Below are 23,252 nucleotides of genomic sequence, written 5' to 3' on the forward strand. Positions count from 1 at the left end.
TCCCTTCATGCGCTGCAGCTGCCCCTCATTGCACTCCACGGCGGGGAGGACCCATCGGCCTGCGCGATCCAGGCGGCACCGCGATGGGGCGGTGGAGGATGAGCAGAACCGACTGCAAGTCATTCGTTCGAGCGCTGACAGGGCAATGGTAGACCGCACAGTCGATCCGCGTGCAAAGACGTGCAAAGAACTGAATGCGCGAGGAGGCCTGCCAACAGTCTCAGTGCCCACATGGCAGACTGCAGGGCTCGGATGCTTCCGTTGTCGGCCGGACGCTGCCACTCCAATCATCAAGGGCGATGTGCCTCCACTGCCCCATCGCGGTGCCGCCTGGATCGCGCGGGCCGATGGGTCCTCCCCGCCGTGGAGTGCAATGAGGGGCAGCTGCAGCGCATAGAGAGAGCAGCTATCACATCTATGGGCAGCATGGGGCGGAGCATTACCGCCGGCCCTCTATCTAGGGCCGGCGGTCTTCCACAAATTCCCAGCGATGTAGAGGCCTTTGTAGAGCGGCGCCTCGAGCCACCGATCGAGTGTGAGAGGATCGCACCACGGCGGTTGAAACATCGTGTTCATGGCATCCGCATTGTCTAGATATCCCTCGCGTGCCAAGGCGCGACGCTGATGCTGTGCGGTTCGCGAACAACCGAAAGCACCTCGGCGGCTTCGAGAACATCAATTCTCGCGGCCCACCGGTCGCCTATGTCGTTGAGCCCAATGCCGATGCGATGGACGATTTGCTCGCCGCCGAGCATCTCTCCATAGGAGTAGTCGTTCTCCCCGATTGGGAGCAGGCATTCTCCATCGAGCGGTTCATCGTCGTAGATAAGAGCGTCGTCGTCCTCGCTCTCGACGATCGTGATGCCTCTGGCCCAGATCGGATTGCCGTCAAAATCTTCGTCGTCGATCCAGTTCGAGATTTTGGCGCGTCGCTCAGGGATGAACGTGAGGTAGGGAAAAGCGACGTTGATATCGCCCATCATGTATTGCCAATGCTCGCGAAATCTTTGCCATTCGCCGTCGGCGTCCTGACTCTCGAAGTACGCCTCGGTACGGGTTTTCGACATGTATTTGTATACTGTCAGCCGCGTCGGTAACCGGTTCTTCCGGCACTCGGCGAGCCATTTGATGACGCCAGAGTCACGAAGAAAGCGCCCGATGTCCGCATCGCTCTCATCGGCCAGTGTCGCCTTCAATACCGGCGTCAGGTTCTTCTGGATGATGATCCGGAAGAAGTCATCATCGAGAATATTGCGTTTTCCCACGCGCACTTGAACGGATTTTTGCTTGAGCGTCAGGATTGCTTGCCCGAATTTTTTCCGCACCCAATCCTGAATATCGATGACCAGAAATCGGTCTACGCTTTCTACGTAAAGGGCCAGGTAGGTCGGCTGCGGGTTCATGTACCAAAACCGCAGGTGCTCAGTTCTGAGGCCAACAGGGACGTCAGTGGCAGCGTCAAATTTGGCCTTGGTGAGGGTGGACTTCATAAGGCCCTTCATCTGGAACCAGATAAGGGCGGGCGTCATGATGTGACCCATTTTCTTCGGGTGCGGCTGCGTTAGGTGGACGCCGATGTCGCGACCGGCTCGATCACGCTCGTACTCAACAAACACGCCATATGGCGCCACGAGCTGGCGGAACCGGCCCATGTACCTGTTTTCGAAATCGTCCTTGGCGCCGACCTTCATGCTTCACCCTTAGTGCGTCACTTCGAGGTCGGCATTGATCGTAGCGTTTTCGACGTAACTGCCGAGGTCGGTGAACACCTGACCGTAAACATCGTCCTCGGGATCGCCGGTGCCAATCGAGAGCACGAACTGGACATCCATCTCGGGTGTCTCGTCCGGGTGGGAGTAGCCGTAGAGGAAGAGGTCGCGGGTGTAGACGCGGCCATAGACGCGCAGATTGTCGCCGTCAAAATCGTGGGAGCTCAATCCCGCGTGATGGTGACGAACCGGGCTCCACTTGTGGTCGTTGGCGCGCGCCTCTTCCTCGGTGATCTTTTTAGTGTCGATGGAGCCGAGGAAGTTGTGAAACTTGTTGCCGCGCTCGTATTGGAGCGCCGTCGCAAGACGGACGCTAAAATAGTTGGCGCCGCCGTATTCGCTGACGAGCGGGTGCGGATTTAGGATAGCTGTGAGAGTGCCTTGTCCACGGAGCTTGCCGGTCTTGCGCATGGCGAGTGGGATCGGCAGCTCCCAATAATAGGCGGCCCCCGCCTTCAGAGATGCGGACCACTGCAGCGTGACCATGCCGGGTGCGCAGTTCCAGGGCATCGTTTCGCTTGGTGAGCCGAAGCCGATGGCCGGGTCGAAGCCGTGACCATCGCACTGGTTCAGCAAAAGCGCCTTGACAAGATCCGGGTTGGGGTCGCGCAACTGAGCCATTGTGTGGGCGGCCAAGGGTGAGGTCAACGCCGCGGAAAAGCTGGAGCCCGGCACGGTCGCACCGCCGATGGCGCGAACGTGGGAGAAATGCGCGAGCTCTGGCTTAAGCATGCTCGAGGGGCCGGGGCCGGAAGTCGAAACCGTGCAGTACCGACCGGGCTTGCCGTTCGATGTGTGCAAACGCCCGCCAACCGTCAGCGCCGCTTCGCAGTCGGCTGGTGGCTGCATGCGGTCGCCCGGCTTGTTGCCGATGGAGATGATCGGCAGCACCTTGTGCTTGCGAGCGAGCATCGCGATCGCATGGCCAAGCTCGCTTACCTGATCGAACTCGCAGTCGATCTTCTGGTTGAGCGAAAAATTCCACACCTTTGTTTCGGGCCGGGCGGTCATCACAGCATCGAGATAGGTAATGAAGTCGGTGGTGCTGACGAACTGTTTGGTCTTCTCGCGCGCAACAGCCTGAACCACGCCGACCTGACAATAGAGCGCGGGCAGGGTGAGGTTGTTGTTCCAGTCGTGGCCCTGCACGATCAGCGAGGCGACACGGTTGCCGTGCTTTGCGTCTGCGAACGCGTCCTTGATGAGCGCAGGCGCGCGCCAGGCCTCGGCGGACTTGTAGGAGGCTGCCGTCAGACCGCCGTCGACCACGCCCACGATTGGCATGGACGACAAATCTTGTGGAAGTGGCCGGTTCGGCTCCGCACCTTCACCAGGCGAGGTCGAGGTAATGGGCACGACCGGGTCGAGGCGGAAGACACCACCGGATGCCATCAGCTGTATGAGGGCATCCTGATTTGGAACGACGATCGTAGCTTTGCCGCGCCCGCGCAGCCGATAGTCGCGCATCAACGTCGCGATGCTGTCTGCGGATTGAATGGCGAGGCGGCTGCTCAGCGTGGCAGGCAGCGTGCTGTTCGCGCTATCGAACGCAACGTTGGGCGCAGGCAGGAGGATATTGCCACGCAGGCGCTCGACGTCGCGCAGCACGCTATCGACGGCCTCGGTATGCGAGAAGGGCATGAGCCAGACCACGAAGGCCCGGCCGTCATCTACTTGGGGCGCTTCTTCCCAGAGGTCGTCAAAATCCACACCATGCGACGCATCATCGGTGTCGAACGGGCGAACTTCTTCAACGCGGGAGATATCGACCATCTCACGGGCGGTCGTGGCGGTCGCCATTAGGCCGGAAAGGTATTGCAGTCGGTTGGCCTGCACCTCGAGGAGATAGCCCGCGCGGAATGGCGCGATGAGCGTCGCACCGTGATCGGCATTGAAGATATCGCCCGGCGTCCAGGTCGGTGCGTGTGAATCCGCGAACATCGATGCATAGAGGACCACGCGCTTGCCGTGCTGGGGCAGGCTGCTGCGTTGCGCATGGATACTGGCAAATGCGTCGCGCAGGGCTTTTCGCTGTTCCGTAAGGCGCTCGGTGCGGATGCCGCCGGCATTCTTGCCGCCGCCAGCAATGCCCTCGGGCCTCGGGTCCCTCGTGAACCTAAGAACGGGATTGAGCAGTGGCCGTTTGACCGGTTCGTCAGCCATCGTCGCCCTCCACTTCATTTTTCAAATAGCGATGCGCCATCTGTCGGCTGGTACCGATTACGCGGGCAATTTCGCTGACTGTGATTTGCGCACGATCGCGGAGCACGAGAGCGAGGGCGCGCTTGTCGTCGCTGCTGAGTGGACGCGTATCGGGAAGCGTCGGACTCCCCGTGCGTGAGGTTGAAATCGCGAGCAGCACCGATGGCATGTTGATTGCGGTCTTATCGAGAATTGCGCGCCGACGAGCACTAAGGGCGATGTTCTCGATGTCCGCACCACTCAGCTGCTCGGACAATCTCGCAAGCACGAGCGCATCGGACGCGCTGCTTTCCTGACCGCCGAGTAAGAATTCCTGCCACATCGCCTGTCGAACGGATTCGCCGGGAAGCTCAAGTTCGATCTTGTAGGGGAAGCGACGCCAAATCGCCTGATCGAGTAATTGTGGATGATTGGTGGCGCCGATAATGACGACGCCATCACTCAGGGAGTCGATTCCTTGTAGCACAGCATTGACGACGCGCTTCAGCTCGCCAAGTTCTTGGCGGTCATCGCGGAGTTTTGCAATAGCGTCCATTTCGTCAAGAAACAGAACTGCGCCGGTGGCGGGAACAAAGTCGAAAATGCCGCGGATGTTTTTGGCCGTTTCACCAAGTCGCGCTGAAATCAGGGAGTCGAGCCGGACGATATAGAAGGGTCGCTCGAGCTTTGCAGCAATGTGTGAAGCAAGAAGCGATTTGCCAGTACCCGGCTTGCCGTAGAGCAGGAGGCCTAGCCTCGAGGTCAGGCCCATCTCTTCGAGCAGATTGAAGTTCGCGGCGTCCTCGAGGAACTGCCTTACGATTTTGCCTGGGGCTTCGTCGAGCAGGATAGGCGACGATGGTGCGGGGCCCTCCTCTAAGAGGGGCAAGCGGGACCCGGCATCGAGCGGCAGTGCCTGCGCGTAGCCGGAGGTCTGCAGGGGCACGCCCTTCTTGCGGACGATCGTCTGAATCTGCTTGGCGGTGTCGCTGTCCTTAAGCTCCAGAAACTGTTTCGAAAGCATATTCGCCGTCCGACGGACTCGCGTGTAATCGGCGGACATGGCCGCTTCAATCAGCGCGATGAGGATTTTCTTGTCAACTTCCATGGCCTACGTGTCCCTTATTCCGTCGTGAGTGTCAACCAAAAACACAATAGTGTAAACTTTCTCTTGCACTTTTGGCCGAAGCCTGCCTACCATGTAAACAAGCTGGACGATCTGGTGCCGGCGCAACATCAAGCAGGAGCTCGGTTATGAGCGATTCTGAAAAGCGCCCGACGGTGCGCATCCATATCGACGGTCAGCAGTACGATTCCCCCGATCCGACCACGGGCGGGGCGCTTTACGAGCTGGCCGACATCGGCCGGAAGCGGGAGCTGTTCCGCGATCTGCCGGCCGACGATGAGGATGAATTCATCCCAAACGACGACACCCCGGTCGATCTCCGCAAGGGCGACCATTTCTACACGGAGAAGGAGATCACGATCTTCGTGAACGCCGAACCGAAGACGACGACGCAGCCGCGGCTGAGCTTCGATGACTTGGTGAAGCTCGCGTTCAACCCTGTGCCGGCGGGCGAAAACATCATGTTCACGATCGTCTACAGCCGTGGCCCGCGGAAGAATCCGAAGGGCTCGCTGCTCGAAGGCGACACGGTGCGGATCAAGAAGGGGATGGTCTTCGATGTCACAACGACCGATCGCTCGTAGTCCCGACCTCAAGCGCTTGCGCGACGAGGGCTTCGACCTGCGCGTCATCAATGGGTACCTGACCGTGCGTCAGGTACCCTACGTGACGAGCAAGCGCGAAGTTGCCCGCGGCACCATCATCATCTCGCTCGGCGATGTCGCCGATGACGTGGCCAAGATGCCCCGAGATCACACCATCCTCTTCGATGGGGAATTTCCGTGTCACGTCGATGGCCGTCGCATCGAGCGCATGAATGCCGGCAATCCCAATACCGAGATTGGCGAGGGGGTTGTTGGTCGCCACTACTTTTCGGCCAAGCCCAAGCCGCTCGATCACTATGACGGCTTCTACCATCAGGTGACGAGCTACATCGCCATCCTTGGTGGCCCGGCGGCTGCCATCGACCCGAAGGCGACGGCGGCGGTGTTCCCGCTCGTTTCCGGCGACGATGTCGAAGCGGACGACGTGTTCGAATATGTGGATACGGCGTCGAGCCGCGCCGACATCGTGGCGCTTTCGCAGAAGCTCGCTTTGCCGCGCGTCGGCATCGTGGGCTTGGGCGGGACGGGCGGATATGTTCTCGACCTGGTCGCCAAGACGCCGGTGCGGGAGATCCACACCTACGATGGCGACCGCATGTATCAGCACAATGCGTTCCGCGCGCCTGGTGCTGCGTCCCGCGCTCAGCTCGCCGAGGCGCCGCATAAAGTCGACTACTACTACGGCATTTACCGGAACATGCGGCGTGGGATCGTACCGCATGCCTACTTCATCACGCCCGAGACGGTCGACGAGCTGGCAGGGATGGATTTCGTGTTCCTGTGCATGGAGGGCGAGGGCAAGCGCGCCGTCGTCGCCCGGCTCGAGGAACTCGGCGTTCCGTTCATCGATGTCGGCATGGGCGTCTACATGACCGCCAGTGGCAGCCTCGGTGGTGTGGTGCGCGCCACGTTGTCGACGCCCGCTATGCGCCAGCATGTGCATGAATACGACCGCATTGGGTTCAATGCCGCCAACGACCGAAACGAGTACGACCGGAACATTCAGATCGCCGATCTGAACATGGCGAACGCGTTCATGGCGGTGATGCGGTGGAAGAAGCTCTTCGGGTTTTATGCCGACCTGCAGCATGAGCATCACACGACGCTGCAGATCGTCACCAACGAGCTCAGCAACGAAGACGCGGCATGAACACGAACTTTCGCATCAGGCACGAGTTCGTCGAGACGATGCCGCCGCAGCGCGAGGAGGGGGTCCTCTATGTGTCGATTCCCTTCGCGACCGCCGTGCATAATTGCTTTTGCGGCTGCGGCACCAAAGTCGTGACGCCGATTAAGCCGGCTGGATGGGAACTCACCTATGACGGCGACACGGTGAGTCTATGGCCGTCAGTCGGGAGCTGGGGTTTGCCCTGTCGATCGCACTACATCGTCCGCAAGGATACGGTGGTGTGGGCCGGCGACATGACCCAGGAGCGCATCGATCAGGGACGGGTGCACGACCGCAAAATGCGCGACCGGTACTATGAGACGAGAGTACTCGAGCCGACCGCGCCTTGCCCAGGCAATCTCGCTAGACCGGTTGTCGAGCAGCTGCCTGCCAAATCGTTTGGCGATGGTATGAAGGCCCTGCTTAAGGCAATTTCGGAACTTGGCCGCCCCAAGAACTCAAAATAGTAGACCACCGTTCCACACAGGTGGAGCGAAGGTATCGTGTGGCGATCGAGGATTGTCTATCTTGGTCGCCGATATGGGACGCGGGATGGACGAGAGCGAACTGTCTGCCGCCACTGGCAGGCTCTACCCAGGCAAAGTGGGTGCGAACTGGGCAAACGGTCTGGCCTCTGGATCGTCGAAACCGCCATGGGCGTAAGTTGTGCGGCGCTCTTCGGCTAGAGAACCAGCCGGGAGGCGGTCTGCTCGTCATTTCGACGACCACCATTAGGTCCGCTCTTGGCGCGGAGCGGTCGCTGACCAACCGTATCGGCCAAATCTCGATCTCAGAATCGGGCCCGTTGCACACCTAGAGATGCGGGTGAGTGGTACGGAATCAGGGCTATGAGGCAGCCTAACCATTTGAAAGTTTGAAGTTTTTTCCGCGACAGGCATTCTGCACCTTCGCGGGCGCCTGCATGGCGGAGAGAAAGGGATTCGAACCCTTGAGACGGTTCCCCGCCTACACACTTTCCAGGCGTGCGCCTTCGACCACTCGGCCATCTCTCCGCTGCTGCAGCGGCCGGGTCGGGCCCGGGGTCTGCTCGTCCGCCGGGAGACCCGGCCGGAGCGGGCGCAATATACTCATCGAAGCCCCGACCGCAAGGATAATGAATGGCCTGTGACGCTATCGTCCCGCCGGGGGCTTCGGCTTGTGCGGTCCCTCCCTGCATGCCACAAGAACCATGGTCATCCGGCGCGCCGGTTGGCCATACCTGGACGCGACGGGCAGAGAGATGCGGCTCTTTCTCAGGATTATCGGCACCTGGCTGCTGGGTGTGGCGCTGATCCTCTTGATCATCGACGGCACGCGCTCGCTGGGCGCCAACCAGTTGCTGTTCACATCCTTTGCCGAGGACTGGGCCTGGCTGCATGCCGACAGCCTCGGGATCGTGCGCGAGTTCTTCGCCTCGCGCTTCTTCGGCCTCGTGCTGGAGCCGACCTTCGAGGCCGTGCTCGGCTTTCCCGGCTGGGCCGTGCTGGCGGTTCCGGGCGTATTGCTCGCCTGGTTGGGCCGCTCGCGCCGCACCCGGCTGTTCGTGCGCCACGACCAGATCTAGCGCGCCATGAGTCTCCACGATCGCGCCGCCTTCACCGCCTTCGTCGCAACGCTGCCGGCGGCGACGCTGCACGAGCAGTGGGAAGCGCTGGTCGGCAAGGTCGGCGGCAAGGTGTTCTGCCTGCTCGGTGATGCGAGCCGCGACATCGTATTCAAGGTCAGCGAGATCGCCTTTGACGGCCTGATCGAGCTCGATGGCATCGGGCAGGCGGCCTATTTCGCCAAGCGTCAGTGGGTACAGGTGAGCCCGGATGCGCTCGAAGCGGAGCTCCTGGCTGGCTATATCGCCGCGTCACATCGCATGATCGCGGCCAAGCTGACGCGCAAGCTCAAGGCCGAGCTTGGATTGTCGCAGTCGGTGCGTTGACTTCAACGTTAAGGCCTCCTTAACCTGCAAGCCTTGCCGAGCCTGAGGGGGCACACATGGTTGCAGCACTGCTCTATCTCGTTGGTCTGGTCACAACGTTGGTGACCGTAGTGGTCGTGGGCTTTTCCGGGCCTGCGCTATTCGACAGCTATACGGCCGCGGCTGCCGACAACGGCATCCTCCCGGCCATCATTTCGACGGCGCGCTTCCTCGAATGGGCGGTGCTGCCCTTCGTCGGCGGCCTGGTGCTGATGGCGCTGGCACGGATCGTGGTGCTGCTCGCCTCCATCGACCGGTCGCTGCACGGCAACCCGTGATGCGAAACGGGCGGCCCGCTGGGACCGCCCGTTGACCAATCGCTGCGACGCCGTGCGTGTCAGGCACGCGGCTGCGGCACGAGGCGCAGATAGGGTTTCAGCGTCTTCCAGCCCTCGGGGTATTTTTCGCGCGCCGCCTCGTCCGAGACGGCCGGCACGATGATCACGTCCTCGCCGTGCTTCCAGTTCACCGGCGTCGCCACCTGGTGGCGCGCCGTGAGTTGCAGGCTGTCGATGACGCGCAGGATCTCGTCGAAGTTGCGACCGGTGGAGGCCGGATACTCGATCTTAAGCTTCACCTTCTTGTCCGGCCCGATCACGAACAGCGACCGCACGGTCAGGCTGTCGTTGGCGTTCGGGTGGATCATGTCGTACTTGGTGGCGACCTCCCGCTCGGCATCCGAGATCAGCGGGAAATTGAGCGTCGCGCCCTGCGTCTCGGCGATATCGGCGGCCCAACCGGCATGGTTCTCGAGCTTGTCGACCGACAGGCCGAGCACCTTGACGCCGCGCTTGTCGAACTCGGGCTTCAGCTTGGCGGTGTAGCCGAGCTCGGTGGTGCAGACCGGGGTGAAATTCTTCGGGTGCGAAAACAGTACGGCCCAGCTGCCGTCGATGTAATCGTGGAAGCGGATGCGACCTTCGGTGGTCTCCGCCTCGAAATCGGGGGCGGTATCGCCGATGAGAATTGCCATGACTTACTCCTTCTACGGTCGAGCCGTACATGCGCCGCACGCGCACGCGGCCACACTATCCGATGGCTGCCGCGACAATGCGACCGCAAGGGTTGGAATGTTTTTGTATTTTGCCGTCAAGCCGGGGACATCGCTTTCGCGTCCCCGGCGTTGCTCGAAATGCGTGCACGACGAGGGATTTAGCTGTCGCGGCCAGAGCGATGGCTAAATTCCACCCGAGGCCGTGCCGGTCGGAGCCGCAGTGGCGGCTGCGCTGCCGGCCGGCGGACCGTTCGTCCAGGTGACATTCTCGCCGGTGAGCGGCACGACCGAGAGCGACATCTTGCCCGAGCCGAGCTGCAACTCGCGCGCATGGGCGAGATAGACCAGCACATTGTTCGGCGCATCGTAGATGCGCGACACGCGCAGGCTCTTCCAGATCAGTGAGCGCGACTGCTGGAAGATCTCCTCGCCGCCCTTGTTGGTGTTGATGTTGCCCACGGTGATCGGGCCAGCGGCCGAGCAATCGACCGCGGAATAGGACGGGTCCTCGAACCAGTTGCCCTGTTGCAGCCGGTCGATCAGCGAGCGGTTGAAATAGGCGACATGGCAGACGACGCCCTTGACCTCGGGATCGGCCACGGCCTCGACAGTGATGTCGTTTCCGGTCCAGTCGACGCCGACGCTGCCCACATTAGTGGAGTTATCGTTGTTGCCGCACGCGGCAACAAGGCTCGTCAGCAGCAGGACGGAGGTAATCGAAGCGAGGCGCTTGAGCATTGATGAGGATCCCGAGCCAGTGGTGAAACCAGAACGGCTGACACATGGGAAACGCCTGCGCCTCACGCAAGCGTTATCGGCCCGATTATCGAGGCAGGCCGCTGTGCTCCCCGGAAAGACTGCGCCGGCGAAGTTTCGCCGGCGCATGAAGACTCGAGGCTGGTATACGCGGAGACGGTCGCGCCGTCAGGCGGCGGCGGTCTTCTTCCGGCGCCAGCCCATGACGCCGAGCAGCCCGAGGGCGCTCGCGCCCAGCGCGATGCCTGCCGGCACCGGCACGGCCGCGACATTGAGCGTGATGTCATCGATACGAACGTTCGCCTGATTGTCGGACGTAAACTTGATCCAGGTCACACCGGTGAAGTACGAGACCAGGTTCGCCGCCAGGTTATACGTGTGTATCGCCGTATCCGGGAACACCAGTGCGATGAAATCCGTCGCCGTGGTTTTGTCGGACGTAACAGTCAAGGTGCCGTCGCTGCCCTGGAACTTGTAGAGGAAGCTCGCAAAGTCAAAAGTGCCGGAGAGCGCCGTAATTGTCAGCGTCGCCCCTGCATTGTTGACATGATCGCAGGGCGGCGCGCTGGGGCAGTTGCCATTGGTCGTATTGAGGCCATCGAACGTAAATCCAGCAACGCTCGCCGTGCTGAAGTCGATGGTGATGGCATAGGCGGGGGCGGAAAGCATGGCGCCGCCCGCAAAAGTGAGGAATGCTCCAAACGCTACGGCCATTACGCGCCTCACGCCGGGCGCCGCCAGCTTGAGGATTGTCGCGAATACCGCCTGGGAGCGGCCCAAAACTGATTTCATGTTCCTACTCCGAATTTACCCAGCCGCATTTACCGGTTAATCACCAGTTAAACGCGGAGTCAACTCACGAAATACAGTATATCGCGACGGAAAGCGAATTGTGGTCAAGCATTTAGAGTTGAGCGGCTTCGTCAGGAATTAACGTCGGGACGTGAACGTAACGGTCAGGGATGTCCCGTACGGGCCGCCGGGCCATGGGGGCGATCAATGTGACCGAGGTCGCGGCCGGGGTCGATCCTGTCGCGCACCAGTTGCTTGATCTGTTTGGCGTCAGGGAAGCCGCCATCGCGCTTGCGCTCCCACACCAGTTCGCCATCGAGATGGATTTCGAAGATGCCGCCGGTGCCGGGGATGAGGCTCACCTCGCCCATCTCGAGGCTGAAGGTGGAAAGCACCTCCTGTTGCATCCAGGCGGCGCGCAGCAACCAGTTGCACTGCGTGCAGTAGGTGATGGCGAGTTTGGGCTTGCCGGTCATATCTGCGGGTCCGCCCATGAAGCAAAGACGTTGGTGGGCAAGACGAGCACTTCGTCGTCCTCGCCTTCGACCCGCTGCTGCTTGAGCGCCACGAGCTGCGCCGTGGTGGCGTTGACCCGCTGCGCCAGCAGCCGCGCGATCTGCAGCAGCCAGGCCGGGTGCGATTCCAGCACCTTGAGTGCATCGTCGACGACGAAGAGCTGTACGTCGGTGACGGCGCGGACGGTAGCCGAATGCGGCCGCTCGAGCAGCACGCTCATCTCGCCGAAGATGGCGCCCGGCTGCTTGATCGTCGACACATACTTGCCGTCACGCAGGACTTCGACCTCGCCTTCCTTGAGCACCATGATGCTGCCGCCGGCTTCCGAGCCCTGGCTGATGAGCTCCGCTCCGGCCGGAAAGAAATCGAATCTCAGCCAATCCTGATCTGCCACGCGCGCACTCCCGCCCGGATCGCGATTGGCCAATGGTAGCCGAGCTTTACGACATTGCGAAGCGGGCGCGTCAGCTCCGCACAGCCCAAATGGAGAACCGCCCGAACGGGGGAGTTCGAGCGGCTCATGGGGTCGGCGGTGGGGGCGCACACGCCGACAGGGGCGTCCAAGCAATGCTTGAGAGGTGATCCGGTTCCACTATTGTCGGGCATGAGTCGCCCGGAGGCCTGAGTTTGAGTTCGGATGAGATGAGCATCGCGCCGCGCCCGCGCTGGCAGCTGCTCGACATACTGCGCGCCGTCGCCATCCTCGCGATGATCGTCTTCCATGTGGCGTGGGACCTCTACTATTTCGGCTACTCCAACGTCGACGTCACCAGCGAGCTCGGCTGGGTGGTGTTCCAGAAGTCGATCCTGACGAGTTTTCTGCTGCTGGTCGGCGCCGGGCTGGTGCTCGGCCATGGCGACGGCATCCGCTGGCGCAGCTTCTGGCGCCGCTGGGTGTTGATCGCCGCCGGCGCGCTGGCAACGACGGCCGGCACCTATTGGATGTTCCCCGACTACTTCGTGTTCTTCGGCGTGCTGCACGCCATCGCATTATTCTCGCTGCTCGGCCTTGCCTTCCTGCGGCTCAATCCATGGCTGGTCGCAGCGATCGGCGTCGCCGTCATCGCGGCGAACTTCGCCTGGAACGATCCGATATTCTCGAGCCGCGAACTCGGCTGGATCGGCTTCTGGCCGGTTTCGCCGCCAACCAGCGACGTGGTGCCGATCTTTCCCTGGTTCGGCGTGACGCTGCTCGGCATTGCCGGCATGCGGCTGCTGCGGGCCAGTCCGCTGGCATCAAAGGTCGCGGCATGGCGTTCCGATGAGCCGGTGGCGCGCGGGCTGGCTTTCGCCGGCCGCTGGAGCCTGTTGATCTACCTGCTGCACCAGCCGGCGATCATCGGCATCCTGTTCGGGCTCAGCCAGCTGCAGTCGCCGGTGATCATGCCGCCGGTGCTCACCACGTCCGAGCGGTTCCTCAATTCCTGCTCGCAAAGCTGCGGTACTGGTGGCAACGACGCCGGCTACTGCCAGCGCCTCTGCCAGTGCGCGCTCGAGCAGGCCGAGCCGGAGGGGCTCGTCGACATTGCCGACATGGCCCAGCTGACGGCCGAGCAAAGCAGACGGCTGAGTGAGATCAGCACGCTGTGCCAGGCCATGGCGGCGACGCCCTAGCTTTCCTTGTGGCCGCCGAAACCGAGGCGCATGGCCGAGAGCATCTTTTCGGCGAACGTGTTGTCGGTGCGCGAGCGGAAGCGGGTGAACAGAGCCGCCGTCAGTACCTCGGCCGGCACCGCTTCCTCAATCGCCGCTTCAACCGTCCAGCGGCCTTCGCCGGAATCGGCGACCTGTCCGGTGAAGTCGTCGAGCCGCGGATCCCTGGCGAGCGCGATGGCGCTCAGGTCGAGCAGCCACGAGGTCACCACCGAACCACGCCGCCATACCTCGGCGATGTCGGCGATGTTCAGGTCGAACCGTTCGCCTGGCGGCAGCATCTCGCCGCCCTTGCTGGCGAGGATATGGAAGCCTTCGGCATAAGCCTGCATCATCCCGTACTCGATGCCGTTATGGACCATCTTGACGAAATGGCCGGCACCGGCGGGGCCGGCGTGGATGTAGCCGAACTCCGCCCTGGGATCGAGATGTTCGCGGCCGGGCGTGACCTCGATCTCGCCGCGGCCCGGGGCGAGGGCGGCAAAGATCGGGTCGAGATGATCGACCGCTTCGGTGTCGCCACCGATCATCAGGCAGAAGCCACGCTCCAGCCCCCAGACGCCGCCCGAGGTGCCGACATCGACATAGCGGACGCCGATTTTGGCGAACTCGGCGGCGCGGCGGACATCGTCCTTGTAGTAGCTGTTGCCGCCGTCGATCAGGATGTCGCCGGGCGCGAGGCACGAGGCGAGGTGGGCGAGCGTACCTTCGGTCACCTTGCCGGCCGGCAGCATCACCCAGATGGCGCGCGGCGATTCCGTCAGCGAGTCGACGAGCGCTTCGAGCGTTTCGGCCGGGCGGGCACCGGCTTCGCCGAGCGCGGCGCGGGCGGCGGCGTCGATGTCGTAGACGGCGCAATCATGTCCGGCGCGCATCAGCCGTTTGGCGATATTGCCGCCCATCCGACCTAACCCGACAATACCGATCTGCATAACATGATCTCCATCGTGCCGACTGGCGCGCTGGGTGTTATAGGCAAGTTCAGTGTCACGGGCGAGAAGCCCGCGTGGAGGATAAGCATGCGCGTAGTGGTGACCGGCGGCGCCGGCAATCTGGGGACCAAACTTCGCTTGGCCCTCGAAAAGGCCGATTGGGTCAGCGACATCGTGGGTATCGACGTTCATCCCTTCGAGGCTTCGGGCAAGTCCCGGTCCGTGGTCGCCGATCTCGCCGATCCGCATGATGTGCGCTGGCTCGAGCCGGTGCGCGCCGCGGATGGCATCGTTCACTACGCGTCGGCCAATCCCGCCCCAACCTCGAGCTGGGAGGAATCGGCCAAGTCGTTCGACATGACCGCCAACCTGCTCGAGCAGGCGGGGGGCGGCACCAAGCCCTGCCGGTTCGTCTTCGCCTCGTCCAACCACGCCATGGGTGGCTACAAGGACGAGCCGCTGACCGATGGCGGCAAGCTCCGGATGTCGACGCCGCAAAAGAGCGGCACCCGCTACTGGGACGGCGACATGTATCGCTGGGGCGCGGCCTATGGCGCGACCAAGATGCTGGGCGAGCGGCTATGCATCGCACGCGCCAATGCCACCGACGGCCGCATCACCGCGGTCGCGACCCGCATCGGCTGGTGCCAGCGCGCCGAGAACCTCGCCACCACGCTCTCCAATGGCGGCGGCGACCGGGCCGAGCCGAACGATGAGGTCAGCGCGCGCAACCTCAAGTGGTATCGCGACATGTGGCTTTCGAACGACGACCACGACCGGTTGATGCTTGCCGCGCTCACCGCCGATGCCGGCAAGTGGCCGGGGCCGGCCATCGTCGTCAACGGTATGTCGGCCAACTCGGGCATGCCCTGGGACCTCGAGGATGGCCGCAAGTGGATCGGCTACGATCCCAAGGATGACGTCTGGGCCGACCTGAAGGCGGCCGGCTTGGTCTGATCCGGCATGGCGGGTGTTGCCTTCGCGCTGCCCGCCACGTATGCGCACAACAGATGTGGGGCAGTCGTGCCCCACTGCATGGACTTGGGGACCGATAGATGAATATCACCGACATGTTTGCGCGCGTCGTCGCCTGGATTGGCGGCGCCGCCATTCTTGCGCGTCAGTTCAATGAGCCCAGGCGCTCCCCCATCTACGGCAAGACGCCGGACATTCCGGAAGCGCGCCCGCAGTCCATCCCGACCCTCAAGATGCCGACCGCGCGCGGCTGGCAGGGCGACGAGAAGCCGACCGCTGCTGCTGGCCTCAAGGTCAATGCCTTTGCCCGTGGCCTGAAGCACCCGCGCTGGATGCACGTGCTGCCCAATGGCGACGTCCTCGTCGCCGAAGCGCTGAGCACGCCGGGCGGCGTCAAGAACGCCTTCGACTACGCCATGTTCGCCACCATGAAGCGGGCCAAGGCGACGGGCGTCTCGGCCAACCGCATCACGCTGCTGCGCGATGCCGATGGCGACGGCGTGGCCGAAGAGCAGCACACGCTGCTCGACAACCTCAACCAGCCCTTCGGCATGCAGCTGATCGGCGAGACGCTCTATGTTGGCAACACCGACGGTGTCTACGCCTTCCCGTTCAAGGTCGGCGAGACCCGCATCACCGCGCCCGGCAAGAAGCTGATGGATACCAAGCCGCACGGCCACTGGACCCGGAGTCTCCTGGCGAGTGCTGACAAGACCAAGCTCTATGTCGGCGTCGGTTCTAAGAGCAATATCGGCGACGACGGCATGCAGGTCGAGGAAGGCCGCGCCTGCATCTTCGAACTCGACCTCGCGACCGGCAAAAGCCGCATCTTCGCCGGTGGCCTGCGCAACCCGGTCGGCCTCGCCTTCGAGCCGACCACCGGCGAGCTCTGGACCGTGGTCAACGAGCGCGACGGTATCGGCGACGAGACCCCGCCCGACTACCTGACCTCGGTCAAGGATGGCGGCTTCTACGGCTGGCCCTACTCCTACTGGGGTAACATCGTCGACCACCGCGTCGAGCAGGATCCGGCGCTGGTCGCCCGCGCCACGGCGCCCGACTATGCGCTTGGCGGCCATACCGCCTCGCTCGGCCTCGCCTGGCTGCCGGCCGGCCAACTGCCGGGCTTCCCCGAAGGCATGGCCATCGGCCAGCACGGTTCGTGGAATCGCTCGACGCTGTCGGGCTACAAGCTGACCTTCGTTGCCTTCGCCAACGGCAAGCCGGATGGCTCGACCCCGCGCGACATACTCACCGGGTTCCTATCGGCCGACGAGTCCTTCTCCTACGGCCGGCCGGTCGGCGTGGTCATCGCGGCCGATGGCGCGCTGCTGCTCGCCGACGACGTCGGCGACGTGATCTGGCGCGTCACCGGGGCCTGAGCTTAGGTCGCCGCCAACACCACGACCGTCATTCCCGCGTAGGCGGGAATCCAGTCGGGGCACAGTGCTGGCCACAACTGGTTCCCCGCCTGCGCGGGGATGACGCCGGAGTCTAGAACATGCCGTCCGGCGTGAGGCCCCTGACCTACTCATGATCAACTTTGCCGCCGCGCGAAAACTTCGGCGCGGCGGTGAGTGCCCCGAGGATGCGCTGCATCAGCGCCTTCTCGCGCGGCTGGTCCTCGGACTGGTTCTGCATCTCGACCAGCAGCGCCGAAGTCGTGTTGAGCCGCGCACAGGCGAGCGTTGCGATATGCAGCGCGAAATCGGCATTCTGGCTCAGCACGTCGATGGCATTGGCCATGACCCGAATCTTCACCTCGGTCTCGGCGACCACCGTGGCGCTGTGCGGCGTGCCGAGCAGCACCGCCATCTCCCCCACGATCGAGCCGGGTTCCTCGATGCTGGCGAGCGTCACGCCGCCCCGCGTCACCTTGAGCCGCCCCGATTCCAGCACGTAGAGCTGGCCGGACCGCGTGCCCTCGGTGGTGAGATGCGTGCCTGGAGACAGCGTTTCGAGCGGCAGCGAGACGGAGAGCGCGGCTATGCTGGGCATGGAAGAACTCCCTGATCGACGGCCAGACTTGCACGACGCGGCCGCCGGAGAAAGGGGCCGGGCCGCCGCCCGTAATGCTCCATTAAGGCTACCGGCAAGGAAACCAAGCCTGTTCACCAATCGTAACACGGGCCTCGCTAGCGTGATCCTTGGTTACATCCGCATTGCGACGCGGAATGGGGGCAGTTTCGATGTTTCGGTCTTCGCTCAGGATGAGTGCGCTTGCCGTCGCCCTGGTGACGGGTGGTGTGGCCCTGTCGGCCTGCAGCTCGGCGGGGCTGTCCTCGTTCGGCAACAACAAGCTCGCCGTGGCGGAAGTCTCCGATATCGGCAGCTACACCGCCGACCGCGCGCTGCTGCAGGGTCGGGCGCATTTCCGTAACAATGATTTCGGGCATTCGGCCGCCTTCTACAAGCGCGCCGCCGAGCTGCAGCCCGCCAATGCCGAGGCCTATATCGGCCTTGGCGCCTCATACGACCGCCTCGGCCGTTTCGACCTCGCCGACCGCGTCTACGCCTCGCTGTTCAAGCTCAGCGGCGGCACGGCGCAGTACTACAACAATGTCGGCTATTCCCAGATGCTGCGCGGCGACTTCCGCCAGGCGATGGCCAACTTCCGCAAGGCCCAGGCGATCGATCCCGAAAACGTCGTCGTCGCCAACAATATCCAGCTGCTGCGCGACGCCGCAGCCGCCTCGCAGGCCTGATCCCGACACTGAAACAATAGCGCGGTTACAGCGGCGCGGGGACTACTCGGTGGCCTCGCCGGCCGCCTTGGACGGCTCGCCGACCACGTTGCTGTTCTTGCCCAGGCCGGTGGTCGAATACTGCGAAGCCTTGGACGGGTTGGTCGTCTGGATCGCCATGTTCGCCCTCACCGCATCGCCGGCATTGTAGGACACCCGGTCGGTGCGCTGGATGTAGTCGTAGGCGCAGCCGCCCAGCACCAGCAATGCTGCGGCACACGCCAGCAGCCCGGCGAGTTTCATGCTGCGCCCGCTCAACTGCCGCTCCCCAGGTCGATGATGTAGCCATAGGGGCCGACGATACCGGCGCCGCTCTGGATGTTCTTGAGCACCCGGGGCTTCACTTCCATCTGCCCGACGGCGAAGAATTCGAGATCGTTCGGCGGCGCGGTCTTGTCGAGCGGGGTGGCCAGCACCTGTCCCGGCGTTGCCGGCTGCACCAGCCGTGGCGTCACGATCACGACGAGTTCGGTATCGTGCTTCTTGTAGCTCGAGGACTTGAACAGCGAGCCCAGGATCGGCACGTCGCCCAGCCAGGGCAACTGCGTCTGGTCGAGCTGTGTGTCGTTCTGCAGCAGGCCGGCCACGGCGAAGCTCTGCCCGTCGCGCAGCTCCACCGTCGCATCGAGATTGCGCGTGTTGAACACCGGGTCGCCGGTGCCGGTAAAGCCGTTGATGCCGCTGACCTCGGGCGCGAGGTGGATCTGGATGCGGTCGCCTTCCATCACCACCGGGGTGAACTGCAGGCGCACGCCGAAATCGCGATAGTTGAGCGCGACATTGCCGTCGTTGTCGACCGTGCGGACGGGTATCTGCCCGCCGGCGAGAAAGCTCGCCGGGATGCCCGACAGCGTCGTCAGATTCGGTTCGGCCAGCGTGCGCACCAGCGCCTTGCCCTCGAGCGCATTGATGGTGGCGCTGAGATTGATGCCCATGCCCGACGAGATGACCTGCGTGACGAAGCTCGAGAACGACGCCGAGGCACCGCCAATGGTTACGCCGGTATCGCCGACGCTGCCGTTCCAGCTGATGCCCAGCTCGCGCCCTGCATCGCGTTGCGCTTCGAGAATGCGCACCTCGAGATTGACCTGCTGGCCGCCGGTCAGGGTCATGGTGTTGATGATGGCCGGGCTGCCATATTGCTCGACCACAGCGAGAACCTGGTCCATCGCCTGCCGGTCGCTGACCGTGCCGCCCAGCCGGATGCGGCCATTGACGCTCGACACCGTCACCTTGGAATTGGGCACCGCGTCGCGGATCGAACTGCGGATATCGGCGAGATCGGCGCCCACTTCGACTGCCAGTAGCCCGACCGGCGCGCCGGCTTCGGAGTAAAGGTTCACGGTGGTCGTGCCAAAACCCTTGCCGACGAGGTAGAGCGAGCGATCGGTGATCGGCTGCGCATCGGCAATGCCCGGATCGGCCGAGACAATCTTGCCCACGGCATCCGAGATCACCACGGTGACCGCCTGCGACATGGGCAGGTTGATGCGCATCACCGAGGTGGTGCTGAGATCATAGGTGACGGTCTGCGCCATGGCCGGCGCCGCGCCGAGCGCTGCGAGCCCGCTCATCGCGGCCGCGCACAAGGCCGCCCGCACCGCCTGGGCCAATGCCCGAAAATGCCCCCGCATCATCTGTCCGTCCAGTCCAACCAAGCCCACTGCAAAATCTACCGACCTTCGGTCAACACCGGCTTAATGCCGTGCTCAATTGGCCCAGAACGGGCTCGACAGCCGGATGGCTTCGTTGGCCGCCTGGCTGCGATCCGCCGTCTGCGCTTCAGCCACGTCGGCCGTCGGTCGCAGCACCAGCGACAGCTGACCCGAGCCGGTCGCCGAGATCACCAGCTCGGCCTGGCGCGGATCGAGCGACAGCGTCGCGAGCGCATTGGCGAAGGTGCGCGACTTGGGCTTGTCCTCGCCCTCGCTTTCCGCCTCGCGATCGGCCTTGCCCAGCGAGCTGTTGATGGCAATGACCCGGATATTGGAGAGGATGGTGGTCGAGACCCGTCGTTCGTTGATGCTCACGGTGTGCACTATATCGACCCGGTCGTTGGGGAGGATAAATCCGCCCGAACCGGATTCGGCCGAGACCGATACGGCGACGGCGCGGGTGCCGGGATCGAGCACGGCCGACAGGAAGCCCTCGGCGGCGCGGGTAAGCTTGGTCTCGAGGATGGGCTCGCCGGCGACGAACTCGAAGCGGGCGACCGCATCGGCGATGCCGGTATCGGCATCGGCGGCTTCGGTGGTCATGAACTCGGGCCGCAGATTGGCCTGGGGCCAGTCGATCCACTCGACGCTCTTGTCGCTGAGCCGTTCGCCGATGCCGATATTGGCCTTGGCCACCAGCACCTTGGCCATCGGCTCGGGCACCACCACGGGCGTCGGTTCGGGCACCGGGGCCGGCGCGACCTCGGCCGTCACCGTGGCGCTTTGCGGCTGGGTGGCGAGGAAGGCCGCACCGCCGCCGGCGAGGAGCGCCACGGCGAGCAGCGCGATGTTGGCGGGCTTGAGGAAGCGCGACAGCCGCCCGGCCTCGCCGTCATCGGCATTGGCCGAGACCGACTGCAGCACCTCGGCGCGCCAGCGCTCGATATTGCGCTTCTGCTCGGGCGACAGCTCGACCACCGGCTCTTCCATGCGGCGGACATTCTCGAGATCGGCGATCGGCTGGGGCGCGGCGTCCGGCTCGGCCGGCACATCGCTCGACCGCTGCGGACGGAGCGCGCTGAGGCCGCGGCGCACATGGGCGAAGCTGTCGGCCTCGGGCTCTTCGCCATCTTCGCGCAGAACGATCTTTTCGGTACGCCGCAGCAAACCTGCCTCCCGGTCACGTCGAGGCAGCCGGCGGAATGACCCGTCTTGCCCCCATCGCGAGTTCTACGGGAAAGCCGTCACCGCCCGGTTTCGGCGGCTGCAGGTTTTGCAGCGGCGCGGCAAGGCGGCGTTAACCGTGGGCGGGCGGCGGACATGCCGAAGCATCCGGCCGCCCTGGGGCGCCGGAGTATTGCGGCAAGGTGGGACGTGGCCGGCGAGGCGTTTGCCCCAGCGGTAGTCCGCAGTGATAGACGAGGCGCACGCCTCGCCGGCCGACCGGGATTTTGGGCTTATGGCACGAGGGCCCGGGCGCATCCCGTGCCGCATCGCTTCAAGTCGCGCAGGCCGTGAACGGCTGGCATCCGCCACACCGCCACGACGTTGCGGCCACCTTATGCATGGCGGCCTCGACCCTGGCGCCGCCCTGCATCGGGCGACCCCTCGCGTTTTGAGCGGCGTCCCCGGCGAACCGGATCCTGCCGTCGTGCTTTCGGCCTGGACCGGCACGACTGCCGATCCACCCGTTCCGCTCCCCGCCGCCGTTCGTCTCGGCTCCGCCCCGTGCGGGAAAGGTGCCGGTACTATGTGGGCGGGTGGAGGGGAGGGGGATAAGATTTTCGACGGCGCGCCTCAGCGGGCGGCGGCGCCTTGTGCGGCGGCGACGATGGTGTCGGCGACGACGGCGGCCTGGGAGATGTAGAGCGCGTGGCTGGCCGAAACCCGGGTGATTTTGGCGCCGGCGCGTTCGGCCATGTGGACAAGCATCGCCTGATCGAAGGACTGGTCCTCGGTGGCGATCACGGCCCAGCTGGGCTTCGTCCGCCAGGCGGCATTGGTCAGGGCCGTGCCGAACACCGCCATGTTGATGGGCACCTGCGTATCGCGGAGGAACGCGGCGTCGGCGTCGCTGAGGTCGTGGGCGAAGCCGGCCTTGAACTTTGCCGGGTTGAGATAGCCGAAACCGTCGGCCTGCACGTCGATGACGAAGTTGGGGGTGGCGGCAAAGCCGACATACTGGTCGGCCGTGGTCTGGCCGGCATCCGGGGCGAGGGCCGAGACATAGACGAGGCCGGCGACGCGGGGGTGGAGGCCCGCTTCGGTGATCACCGTGCCGCCCCAGGAATGGCCGACGAGGATGGTCGGGCCATCCTGCCGCTCGAGCGCCCGCGTGGTGGCGGCGACATCGTCGGCCAGCGAGGTCAGCGGGTTCTGGACGATGGTGACGGCAAAGCCGCGCCCGGTCAGGTCGTCATAGACCTTGCGCCAGCCCGACCCATCGGCGAAGGCGCCGTGCACCAGCACCACATTCTTCACGGAGTTGGCATGCGACGTGTCAACCATAGGAGACTCCTCTCGTAACCATGACTTCGTTTCAGCGATTCCGCAGTTCGACGGGGGTTCGCGACTGTGCATCGATGGGGAAATCATAGCTTTGGACGGGAGGAAGGTGCTTTCTAACTTGGGCTGAGAAGTGCGTCATATCTCGCGGCAGTGCGCGATAATCTGATTACACCGCTTAGCCTTTGCCGCCAGAACAGAAGATTCTTTCGCCGACTGTGAGCGCCTGCCGGAAGTGCGGACGCCTCAGACGGTTTCGAATTCGTCGAGCGGCTCGCGCGGCGGCTTGCCGGCCTGCGCATCGCGGTAGCCGCGCAGGTAGATGACATTCTCGCGCTCGATGAACCGCCGCGCGATGCGCTTGCGATCGAGTTCGTTGAACGGGCGTTCCTCGGCGGCCCAGGCCGTGGCCCCCTTGGGCGGGGTCGCCGGCAGGTGGCGGACGACCGGCTGGCGCTGGCCATCGGGCAGCAGCCAGCAGATGGCCTGGTGCTTGTGCGACAGCATGGCGTGCTCGCCCTCGAACGCCTCGAGCCCGGCCAGCGCCTGGCCGAGCGCCACGGCGAGCGCGGCATGATCGAGCGTTCCGGCCCTGGCCGTACGCGGCAGGCCGATGCCACGCCCGTCCTTGCCGAGCAGGCCGGCCGCCTCCCGGCAGAGCTCCCGGGCGAGCTTCACGCTCTCCTCCGGCACCCCCATCCCCGGCCGCCGCCCCGCCACCCGCTCCACCTGCTTCAGCAGCGACGCCACCCGCGGATAAAGCCGCTCATGGGTGGCAATGAGGGCTTTGGTCAGAGTGATGGGCATGCGTGGTCCTCCGTGACGATGTTTGGGCGGAGGATACGGTGGGTGGGAGGGGGCGGGGATAAGGTCCGATCCTCAGTTTACCCAGTCAACATCAACTAGTAATCA

At 63.9% G+C, this 23,252-nt stretch carries 25 protein-coding genes and 1 tRNA gene; 10 read left to right on the forward strand and 16 right to left on the reverse strand.

What is annotated here, in order from left to right; translation table 11 throughout:
• Positions 1 to 590: 590 nt before the first annotated feature.
• Genes AC3A6I_RS00770 through AC3A6I_RS00780 form a run of 3 tightly spaced genes read right to left on the reverse strand, consistent with a single transcriptional unit; the run spans position 591 to position 5,058 of the window.
• On the reverse strand, positions 591 to 1,691 hold the full coding sequence (locus tag AC3A6I_RS00770; protein WP_487541098.1) for a DUF4365 domain-containing protein: 1,101 nt from the start codon (positions 1,689 to 1,691) through the stop codon (positions 591 to 593).
• A gap of 9 nt (positions 1,692 to 1,700) precedes the next feature.
• Positions 1,701 to 3,932 (reverse strand): S8 family serine peptidase, encoded by a 2,232-nt coding sequence (locus tag AC3A6I_RS00775; RefSeq protein ID WP_487541099.1) that lies wholly within the window; start codon positions 3,930 to 3,932, stop codon positions 1,701 to 1,703.
• Positions 3,925 to 5,058, reverse strand: a complete 1,134-nt coding sequence (locus tag AC3A6I_RS00780) for an AAA family ATPase (RefSeq protein WP_487541100.1) — start codon at positions 5,056 to 5,058, stop codon at positions 3,925 to 3,927. Before AC3A6I_RS00780 ends, AC3A6I_RS00775 begins: the two co-directional genes overlap by 8 nt.
• 146 nt (positions 5,059 to 5,204) lie before the next feature.
• Here AC3A6I_RS00780 and AC3A6I_RS00785 point away from each other — a divergent pair, with 146 nt between their 5' ends.
• From AC3A6I_RS00785 to AC3A6I_RS00795, 3 genes are read left to right on the forward strand one after another with little or no spacing between them, the layout of a single operon-like run.
• Positions 5,205 to 5,660, forward strand: a complete 456-nt coding sequence (locus tag AC3A6I_RS00785; RefSeq protein ID WP_487541101.1) for a multiubiquitin domain-containing protein — start codon at positions 5,205 to 5,207, stop codon at positions 5,658 to 5,660.
• On the forward strand, positions 5,635 to 6,831 hold the full coding sequence (locus AC3A6I_RS00790; RefSeq protein ID WP_487541102.1) for a ThiF family adenylyltransferase: 1,197 nt from the start codon (positions 5,635 to 5,637) through the stop codon (positions 6,829 to 6,831). The genes AC3A6I_RS00785 and AC3A6I_RS00790 overlap by 26 nt, the downstream gene beginning before the upstream one ends.
• The gene (locus AC3A6I_RS00795; RefSeq protein ID WP_487541103.1) at positions 6,828 to 7,316 is read left to right on the forward strand and encodes a ubiquitination-like system serine protease family protein; all 489 of its coding nucleotides are present in this window, start codon (positions 6,828 to 6,830) and stop codon (positions 7,314 to 7,316) included. Before AC3A6I_RS00790 ends, AC3A6I_RS00795 begins: the two co-directional genes overlap by 4 nt.
• Positions 7,317 to 7,772: 456 nt before the next feature.
• Here the strand turns inward: AC3A6I_RS00795 and AC3A6I_RS00800 are convergent.
• A tRNA-Ser gene (locus AC3A6I_RS00800) sits at positions 7,773 to 7,862 on the reverse strand.
• Positions 7,863 to 8,089: 227 nt separating this feature from the next.
• On the opposite strand from AC3A6I_RS00800, the gene AC3A6I_RS00805 reads away from it, so the two are divergent.
• From AC3A6I_RS00805 to AC3A6I_RS00815, 3 genes are read left to right on the forward strand one after another with little or no spacing between them, the layout of a single operon-like run.
• Entirely contained in the window at positions 8,090 to 8,413 is a 324-nt protein-coding gene (locus tag AC3A6I_RS00805; protein ID WP_487541104.1) for a hypothetical protein, read from the forward strand.
• 6 nt (positions 8,414 to 8,419) lie between these two features.
• The gene (locus AC3A6I_RS00810; protein ID WP_487541105.1) at positions 8,420 to 8,779 is read left to right on the forward strand and encodes an MmcQ/YjbR family DNA-binding protein; all 360 of its coding nucleotides are present in this window, start codon (positions 8,420 to 8,422) and stop codon (positions 8,777 to 8,779) included.
• A 56-nt stretch (positions 8,780 to 8,835) separates the two neighbouring features.
• Positions 8,836 to 9,096: a hypothetical protein gene (locus AC3A6I_RS00815; protein WP_487541106.1), complete on the forward strand. Its 261-nt coding sequence runs from the start codon at positions 8,836 to 8,838 to the stop codon at positions 9,094 to 9,096.
• Positions 9,097 to 9,155: 59 nt separating this feature from the next.
• Here the strand turns inward: AC3A6I_RS00815 and AC3A6I_RS00820 are convergent, their stop codons facing one another.
• From AC3A6I_RS00820 to AC3A6I_RS00840, 5 genes are all read right to left on the reverse strand, one after another.
• Positions 9,156 to 9,791 (reverse strand): peroxiredoxin, encoded by a 636-nt coding sequence (locus AC3A6I_RS00820; RefSeq protein ID WP_487541107.1) that lies wholly within the window; start codon positions 9,789 to 9,791, stop codon positions 9,156 to 9,158.
• Between the two features lie 204 nt (positions 9,792 to 9,995).
• Entirely contained in the window at positions 9,996 to 10,550 is a 555-nt protein-coding gene (locus tag AC3A6I_RS00825; RefSeq protein WP_487541108.1) for a CreA family protein, read from the reverse strand.
• A gap of 186 nt (positions 10,551 to 10,736) precedes the next feature.
• On the reverse strand, positions 10,737 to 11,360 hold the full coding sequence (locus AC3A6I_RS00830) for a hypothetical protein (protein ID WP_487541109.1): 624 nt from the start codon (positions 11,358 to 11,360) through the stop codon (positions 10,737 to 10,739).
• 164 nt (positions 11,361 to 11,524) lie between these two features.
• Positions 11,525 to 11,836: an Rdx family protein gene (locus AC3A6I_RS00835; RefSeq protein WP_487541110.1), complete on the reverse strand. Its 312-nt coding sequence runs from the start codon at positions 11,834 to 11,836 to the stop codon at positions 11,525 to 11,527.
• Positions 11,833 to 12,270 (reverse strand): Crp/Fnr family transcriptional regulator, encoded by a 438-nt coding sequence (locus AC3A6I_RS00840; protein ID WP_487541111.1) that lies wholly within the window; start codon positions 12,268 to 12,270, stop codon positions 11,833 to 11,835. Before AC3A6I_RS00840 ends, AC3A6I_RS00835 begins: the two co-directional genes overlap by 4 nt.
• A 233-nt stretch (positions 12,271 to 12,503) precedes the next feature.
• Between AC3A6I_RS00840 and AC3A6I_RS00845 the strand changes: the two genes are divergently transcribed.
• The gene (locus tag AC3A6I_RS00845; RefSeq protein WP_487541112.1) at positions 12,504 to 13,490 is read left to right on the forward strand and encodes an acetyltransferase domain-containing protein; all 987 of its coding nucleotides are present in this window, start codon (positions 12,504 to 12,506) and stop codon (positions 13,488 to 13,490) included.
• On the opposite strand, the gene gnd is transcribed toward AC3A6I_RS00845, so the two are convergent.
• Positions 13,487 to 14,461, reverse strand: coding sequence for a phosphogluconate dehydrogenase (NAD(+)-dependent, decarboxylating) (gnd, locus tag AC3A6I_RS00850; protein ID WP_487541113.1), 975 nt, complete (start codon positions 14,459 to 14,461; stop codon positions 13,487 to 13,489). The genes AC3A6I_RS00845 and gnd overlap by 4 nt on opposite strands.
• A gap of 87 nt (positions 14,462 to 14,548) precedes the next feature.
• On the opposite strand from gnd, the gene AC3A6I_RS00855 reads away from it, so the two are divergent.
• Together AC3A6I_RS00855 and AC3A6I_RS00860 are read left to right on the forward strand one after the other, a co-directional pair.
• A complete protein-coding gene (locus AC3A6I_RS00855) occupies positions 14,549 to 15,418 on the forward strand; it encodes an NAD-dependent epimerase/dehydratase family protein (RefSeq protein ID WP_487541114.1) in 870 nt (289 codons plus the stop codon).
• A 98-nt stretch (positions 15,419 to 15,516) separates the two neighbouring features.
• Complete coding sequence (locus AC3A6I_RS00860; protein WP_487541115.1) at positions 15,517 to 16,818, forward strand: PQQ-dependent sugar dehydrogenase; 1,302 nt, start codon at positions 15,517 to 15,519, stop codon at positions 16,816 to 16,818.
• Positions 16,819 to 16,963: 145 nt separating this feature from the next.
• Here AC3A6I_RS00860 and AC3A6I_RS00865 read toward each other — a convergent pair whose 3' ends face one another.
• Positions 16,964 to 17,434 (reverse strand): Crp/Fnr family transcriptional regulator, encoded by a 471-nt coding sequence (locus AC3A6I_RS00865; protein ID WP_487541116.1) that lies wholly within the window; start codon positions 17,432 to 17,434, stop codon positions 16,964 to 16,966.
• 191 nt (positions 17,435 to 17,625) lie between these two features.
• Here AC3A6I_RS00865 and AC3A6I_RS00870 point away from each other — a divergent pair, with 191 nt between their 5' ends.
• Entirely contained in the window at positions 17,626 to 18,141 is a 516-nt protein-coding gene (locus AC3A6I_RS00870) for a tetratricopeptide repeat protein (RefSeq protein ID WP_487541117.1), read from the forward strand.
• A 42-nt stretch (positions 18,142 to 18,183) separates the two neighbouring features.
• Here AC3A6I_RS00870 and AC3A6I_RS00875 read toward each other — a convergent pair whose 3' ends face one another.
• The 5 genes from AC3A6I_RS00875 to AC3A6I_RS00895 form a co-directional block, all read right to left on the reverse strand.
• Positions 18,184 to 18,438, reverse strand: coding sequence for a hypothetical protein (locus tag AC3A6I_RS00875; protein WP_487541118.1), 255 nt, complete (start codon positions 18,436 to 18,438; stop codon positions 18,184 to 18,186).
• Positions 18,435 to 19,754 (reverse strand): type II and III secretion system protein family protein, encoded by a 1,320-nt coding sequence (locus AC3A6I_RS00880; RefSeq protein WP_487541119.1) that lies wholly within the window; start codon positions 19,752 to 19,754, stop codon positions 18,435 to 18,437. Before AC3A6I_RS00880 ends, AC3A6I_RS00875 begins: the two co-directional genes overlap by 4 nt.
• 135 nt (positions 19,755 to 19,889) lie before the next feature.
• Positions 19,890 to 21,002, reverse strand: a complete 1,113-nt coding sequence (gene cpaB / locus AC3A6I_RS00885; RefSeq protein ID WP_487541120.1) for a Flp pilus assembly protein CpaB — start codon at positions 21,000 to 21,002, stop codon at positions 19,890 to 19,892.
• A gap of 630 nt (positions 21,003 to 21,632) precedes the next feature.
• The gene (locus AC3A6I_RS00890; RefSeq protein WP_487541121.1) at positions 21,633 to 22,343 is read right to left on the reverse strand and encodes an alpha/beta fold hydrolase; all 711 of its coding nucleotides are present in this window, start codon (positions 22,341 to 22,343) and stop codon (positions 21,633 to 21,635) included.
• 243 nt (positions 22,344 to 22,586) lie between these two features.
• Positions 22,587 to 23,147: a hypothetical protein gene (locus AC3A6I_RS00895; RefSeq protein WP_487541122.1), complete on the reverse strand. Its 561-nt coding sequence runs from the start codon at positions 23,145 to 23,147 to the stop codon at positions 22,587 to 22,589.
• Positions 23,148 to 23,252: the final 105 nt, after the last annotated feature.

It is taken from the genome of Devosia sp. Soil_C_22 (assembly GCF_057657195.1).

Coding starts and splice junctions, on each gene's coding strand:
- AC3A6I_RS00770 (WP_487541098.1), bottom strand. CDS start 1,691: ATGAAGGTCGGCGCCAAGGACGATTTCGAAAACAGGTACATGGGCCGG.
- AC3A6I_RS00775 (WP_487541099.1), bottom strand. CDS start 3,932: ATGGCTGACGAACCGGTCAAACGGCCACTGCTCAATCCCGTTCTTAGG.
- AC3A6I_RS00780 (WP_487541100.1), bottom strand. CDS start 5,058: ATGGAAGTTGACAAGAAAATCCTCATCGCGCTGATTGAAGCGGCCATG.
- AC3A6I_RS00785 (WP_487541101.1), top strand. CDS start 5,205: ATGAGCGATTCTGAAAAGCGCCCGACGGTGCGCATCCATATCGACGGT.
- AC3A6I_RS00790 (WP_487541102.1), top strand. CDS start 5,635: ATGTCACAACGACCGATCGCTCGTAGTCCCGACCTCAAGCGCTTGCGC.
- AC3A6I_RS00795 (WP_487541103.1), top strand. CDS start 6,828: ATGAACACGAACTTTCGCATCAGGCACGAGTTCGTCGAGACGATGCCG.
- AC3A6I_RS00805 (WP_487541104.1), top strand. CDS start 8,090: ATGCGGCTCTTTCTCAGGATTATCGGCACCTGGCTGCTGGGTGTGGCG.
- AC3A6I_RS00810 (WP_487541105.1), top strand. CDS start 8,420: ATGAGTCTCCACGATCGCGCCGCCTTCACCGCCTTCGTCGCAACGCTG.
- AC3A6I_RS00815 (WP_487541106.1), top strand. CDS start 8,836: ATGGTTGCAGCACTGCTCTATCTCGTTGGTCTGGTCACAACGTTGGTG.
- AC3A6I_RS00820 (WP_487541107.1), bottom strand. CDS start 9,791: ATGGCAATTCTCATCGGCGATACCGCCCCCGATTTCGAGGCGGAGACC.
- AC3A6I_RS00825 (WP_487541108.1), bottom strand. CDS start 10,550: ATGCTCAAGCGCCTCGCTTCGATTACCTCCGTCCTGCTGCTGACGAGC.
- AC3A6I_RS00830 (WP_487541109.1), bottom strand. CDS start 11,360: ATGAAATCAGTTTTGGGCCGCTCCCAGGCGGTATTCGCGACAATCCTC.
- AC3A6I_RS00835 (WP_487541110.1), bottom strand. CDS start 11,836: ATGACCGGCAAGCCCAAACTCGCCATCACCTACTGCACGCAGTGCAAC.
- gnd (WP_487541113.1), bottom strand. CDS start 14,461: ATGCAGATCGGTATTGTCGGGTTAGGTCGGATGGGCGGCAATATCGCC.
- AC3A6I_RS00855 (WP_487541114.1), top strand. CDS start 14,549: ATGCGCGTAGTGGTGACCGGCGGCGCCGGCAATCTGGGGACCAAACTT.
- AC3A6I_RS00860 (WP_487541115.1), top strand. CDS start 15,517: ATGAATATCACCGACATGTTTGCGCGCGTCGTCGCCTGGATTGGCGGC.
- AC3A6I_RS00865 (WP_487541116.1), bottom strand. CDS start 17,434: ATGCCCAGCATAGCCGCGCTCTCCGTCTCGCTGCCGCTCGAAACGCTG.
- AC3A6I_RS00870 (WP_487541117.1), top strand. CDS start 17,626: ATGTTTCGGTCTTCGCTCAGGATGAGTGCGCTTGCCGTCGCCCTGGTG.
- AC3A6I_RS00880 (WP_487541119.1), bottom strand. CDS start 19,754: ATGAGCGGGCTCGCAGCGCTCGGCGCGGCGCCGGCCATGGCGCAGACC.
- AC3A6I_RS00890 (WP_487541121.1), bottom strand. CDS start 22,343: ATGGTTGACACGTCGCATGCCAACTCCGTGAAGAATGTGGTGCTGGTG.
- AC3A6I_RS00895 (WP_487541122.1), bottom strand. CDS start 23,147: ATGCCCATCACTCTGACCAAAGCCCTCATTGCCACCCATGAGCGGCTT.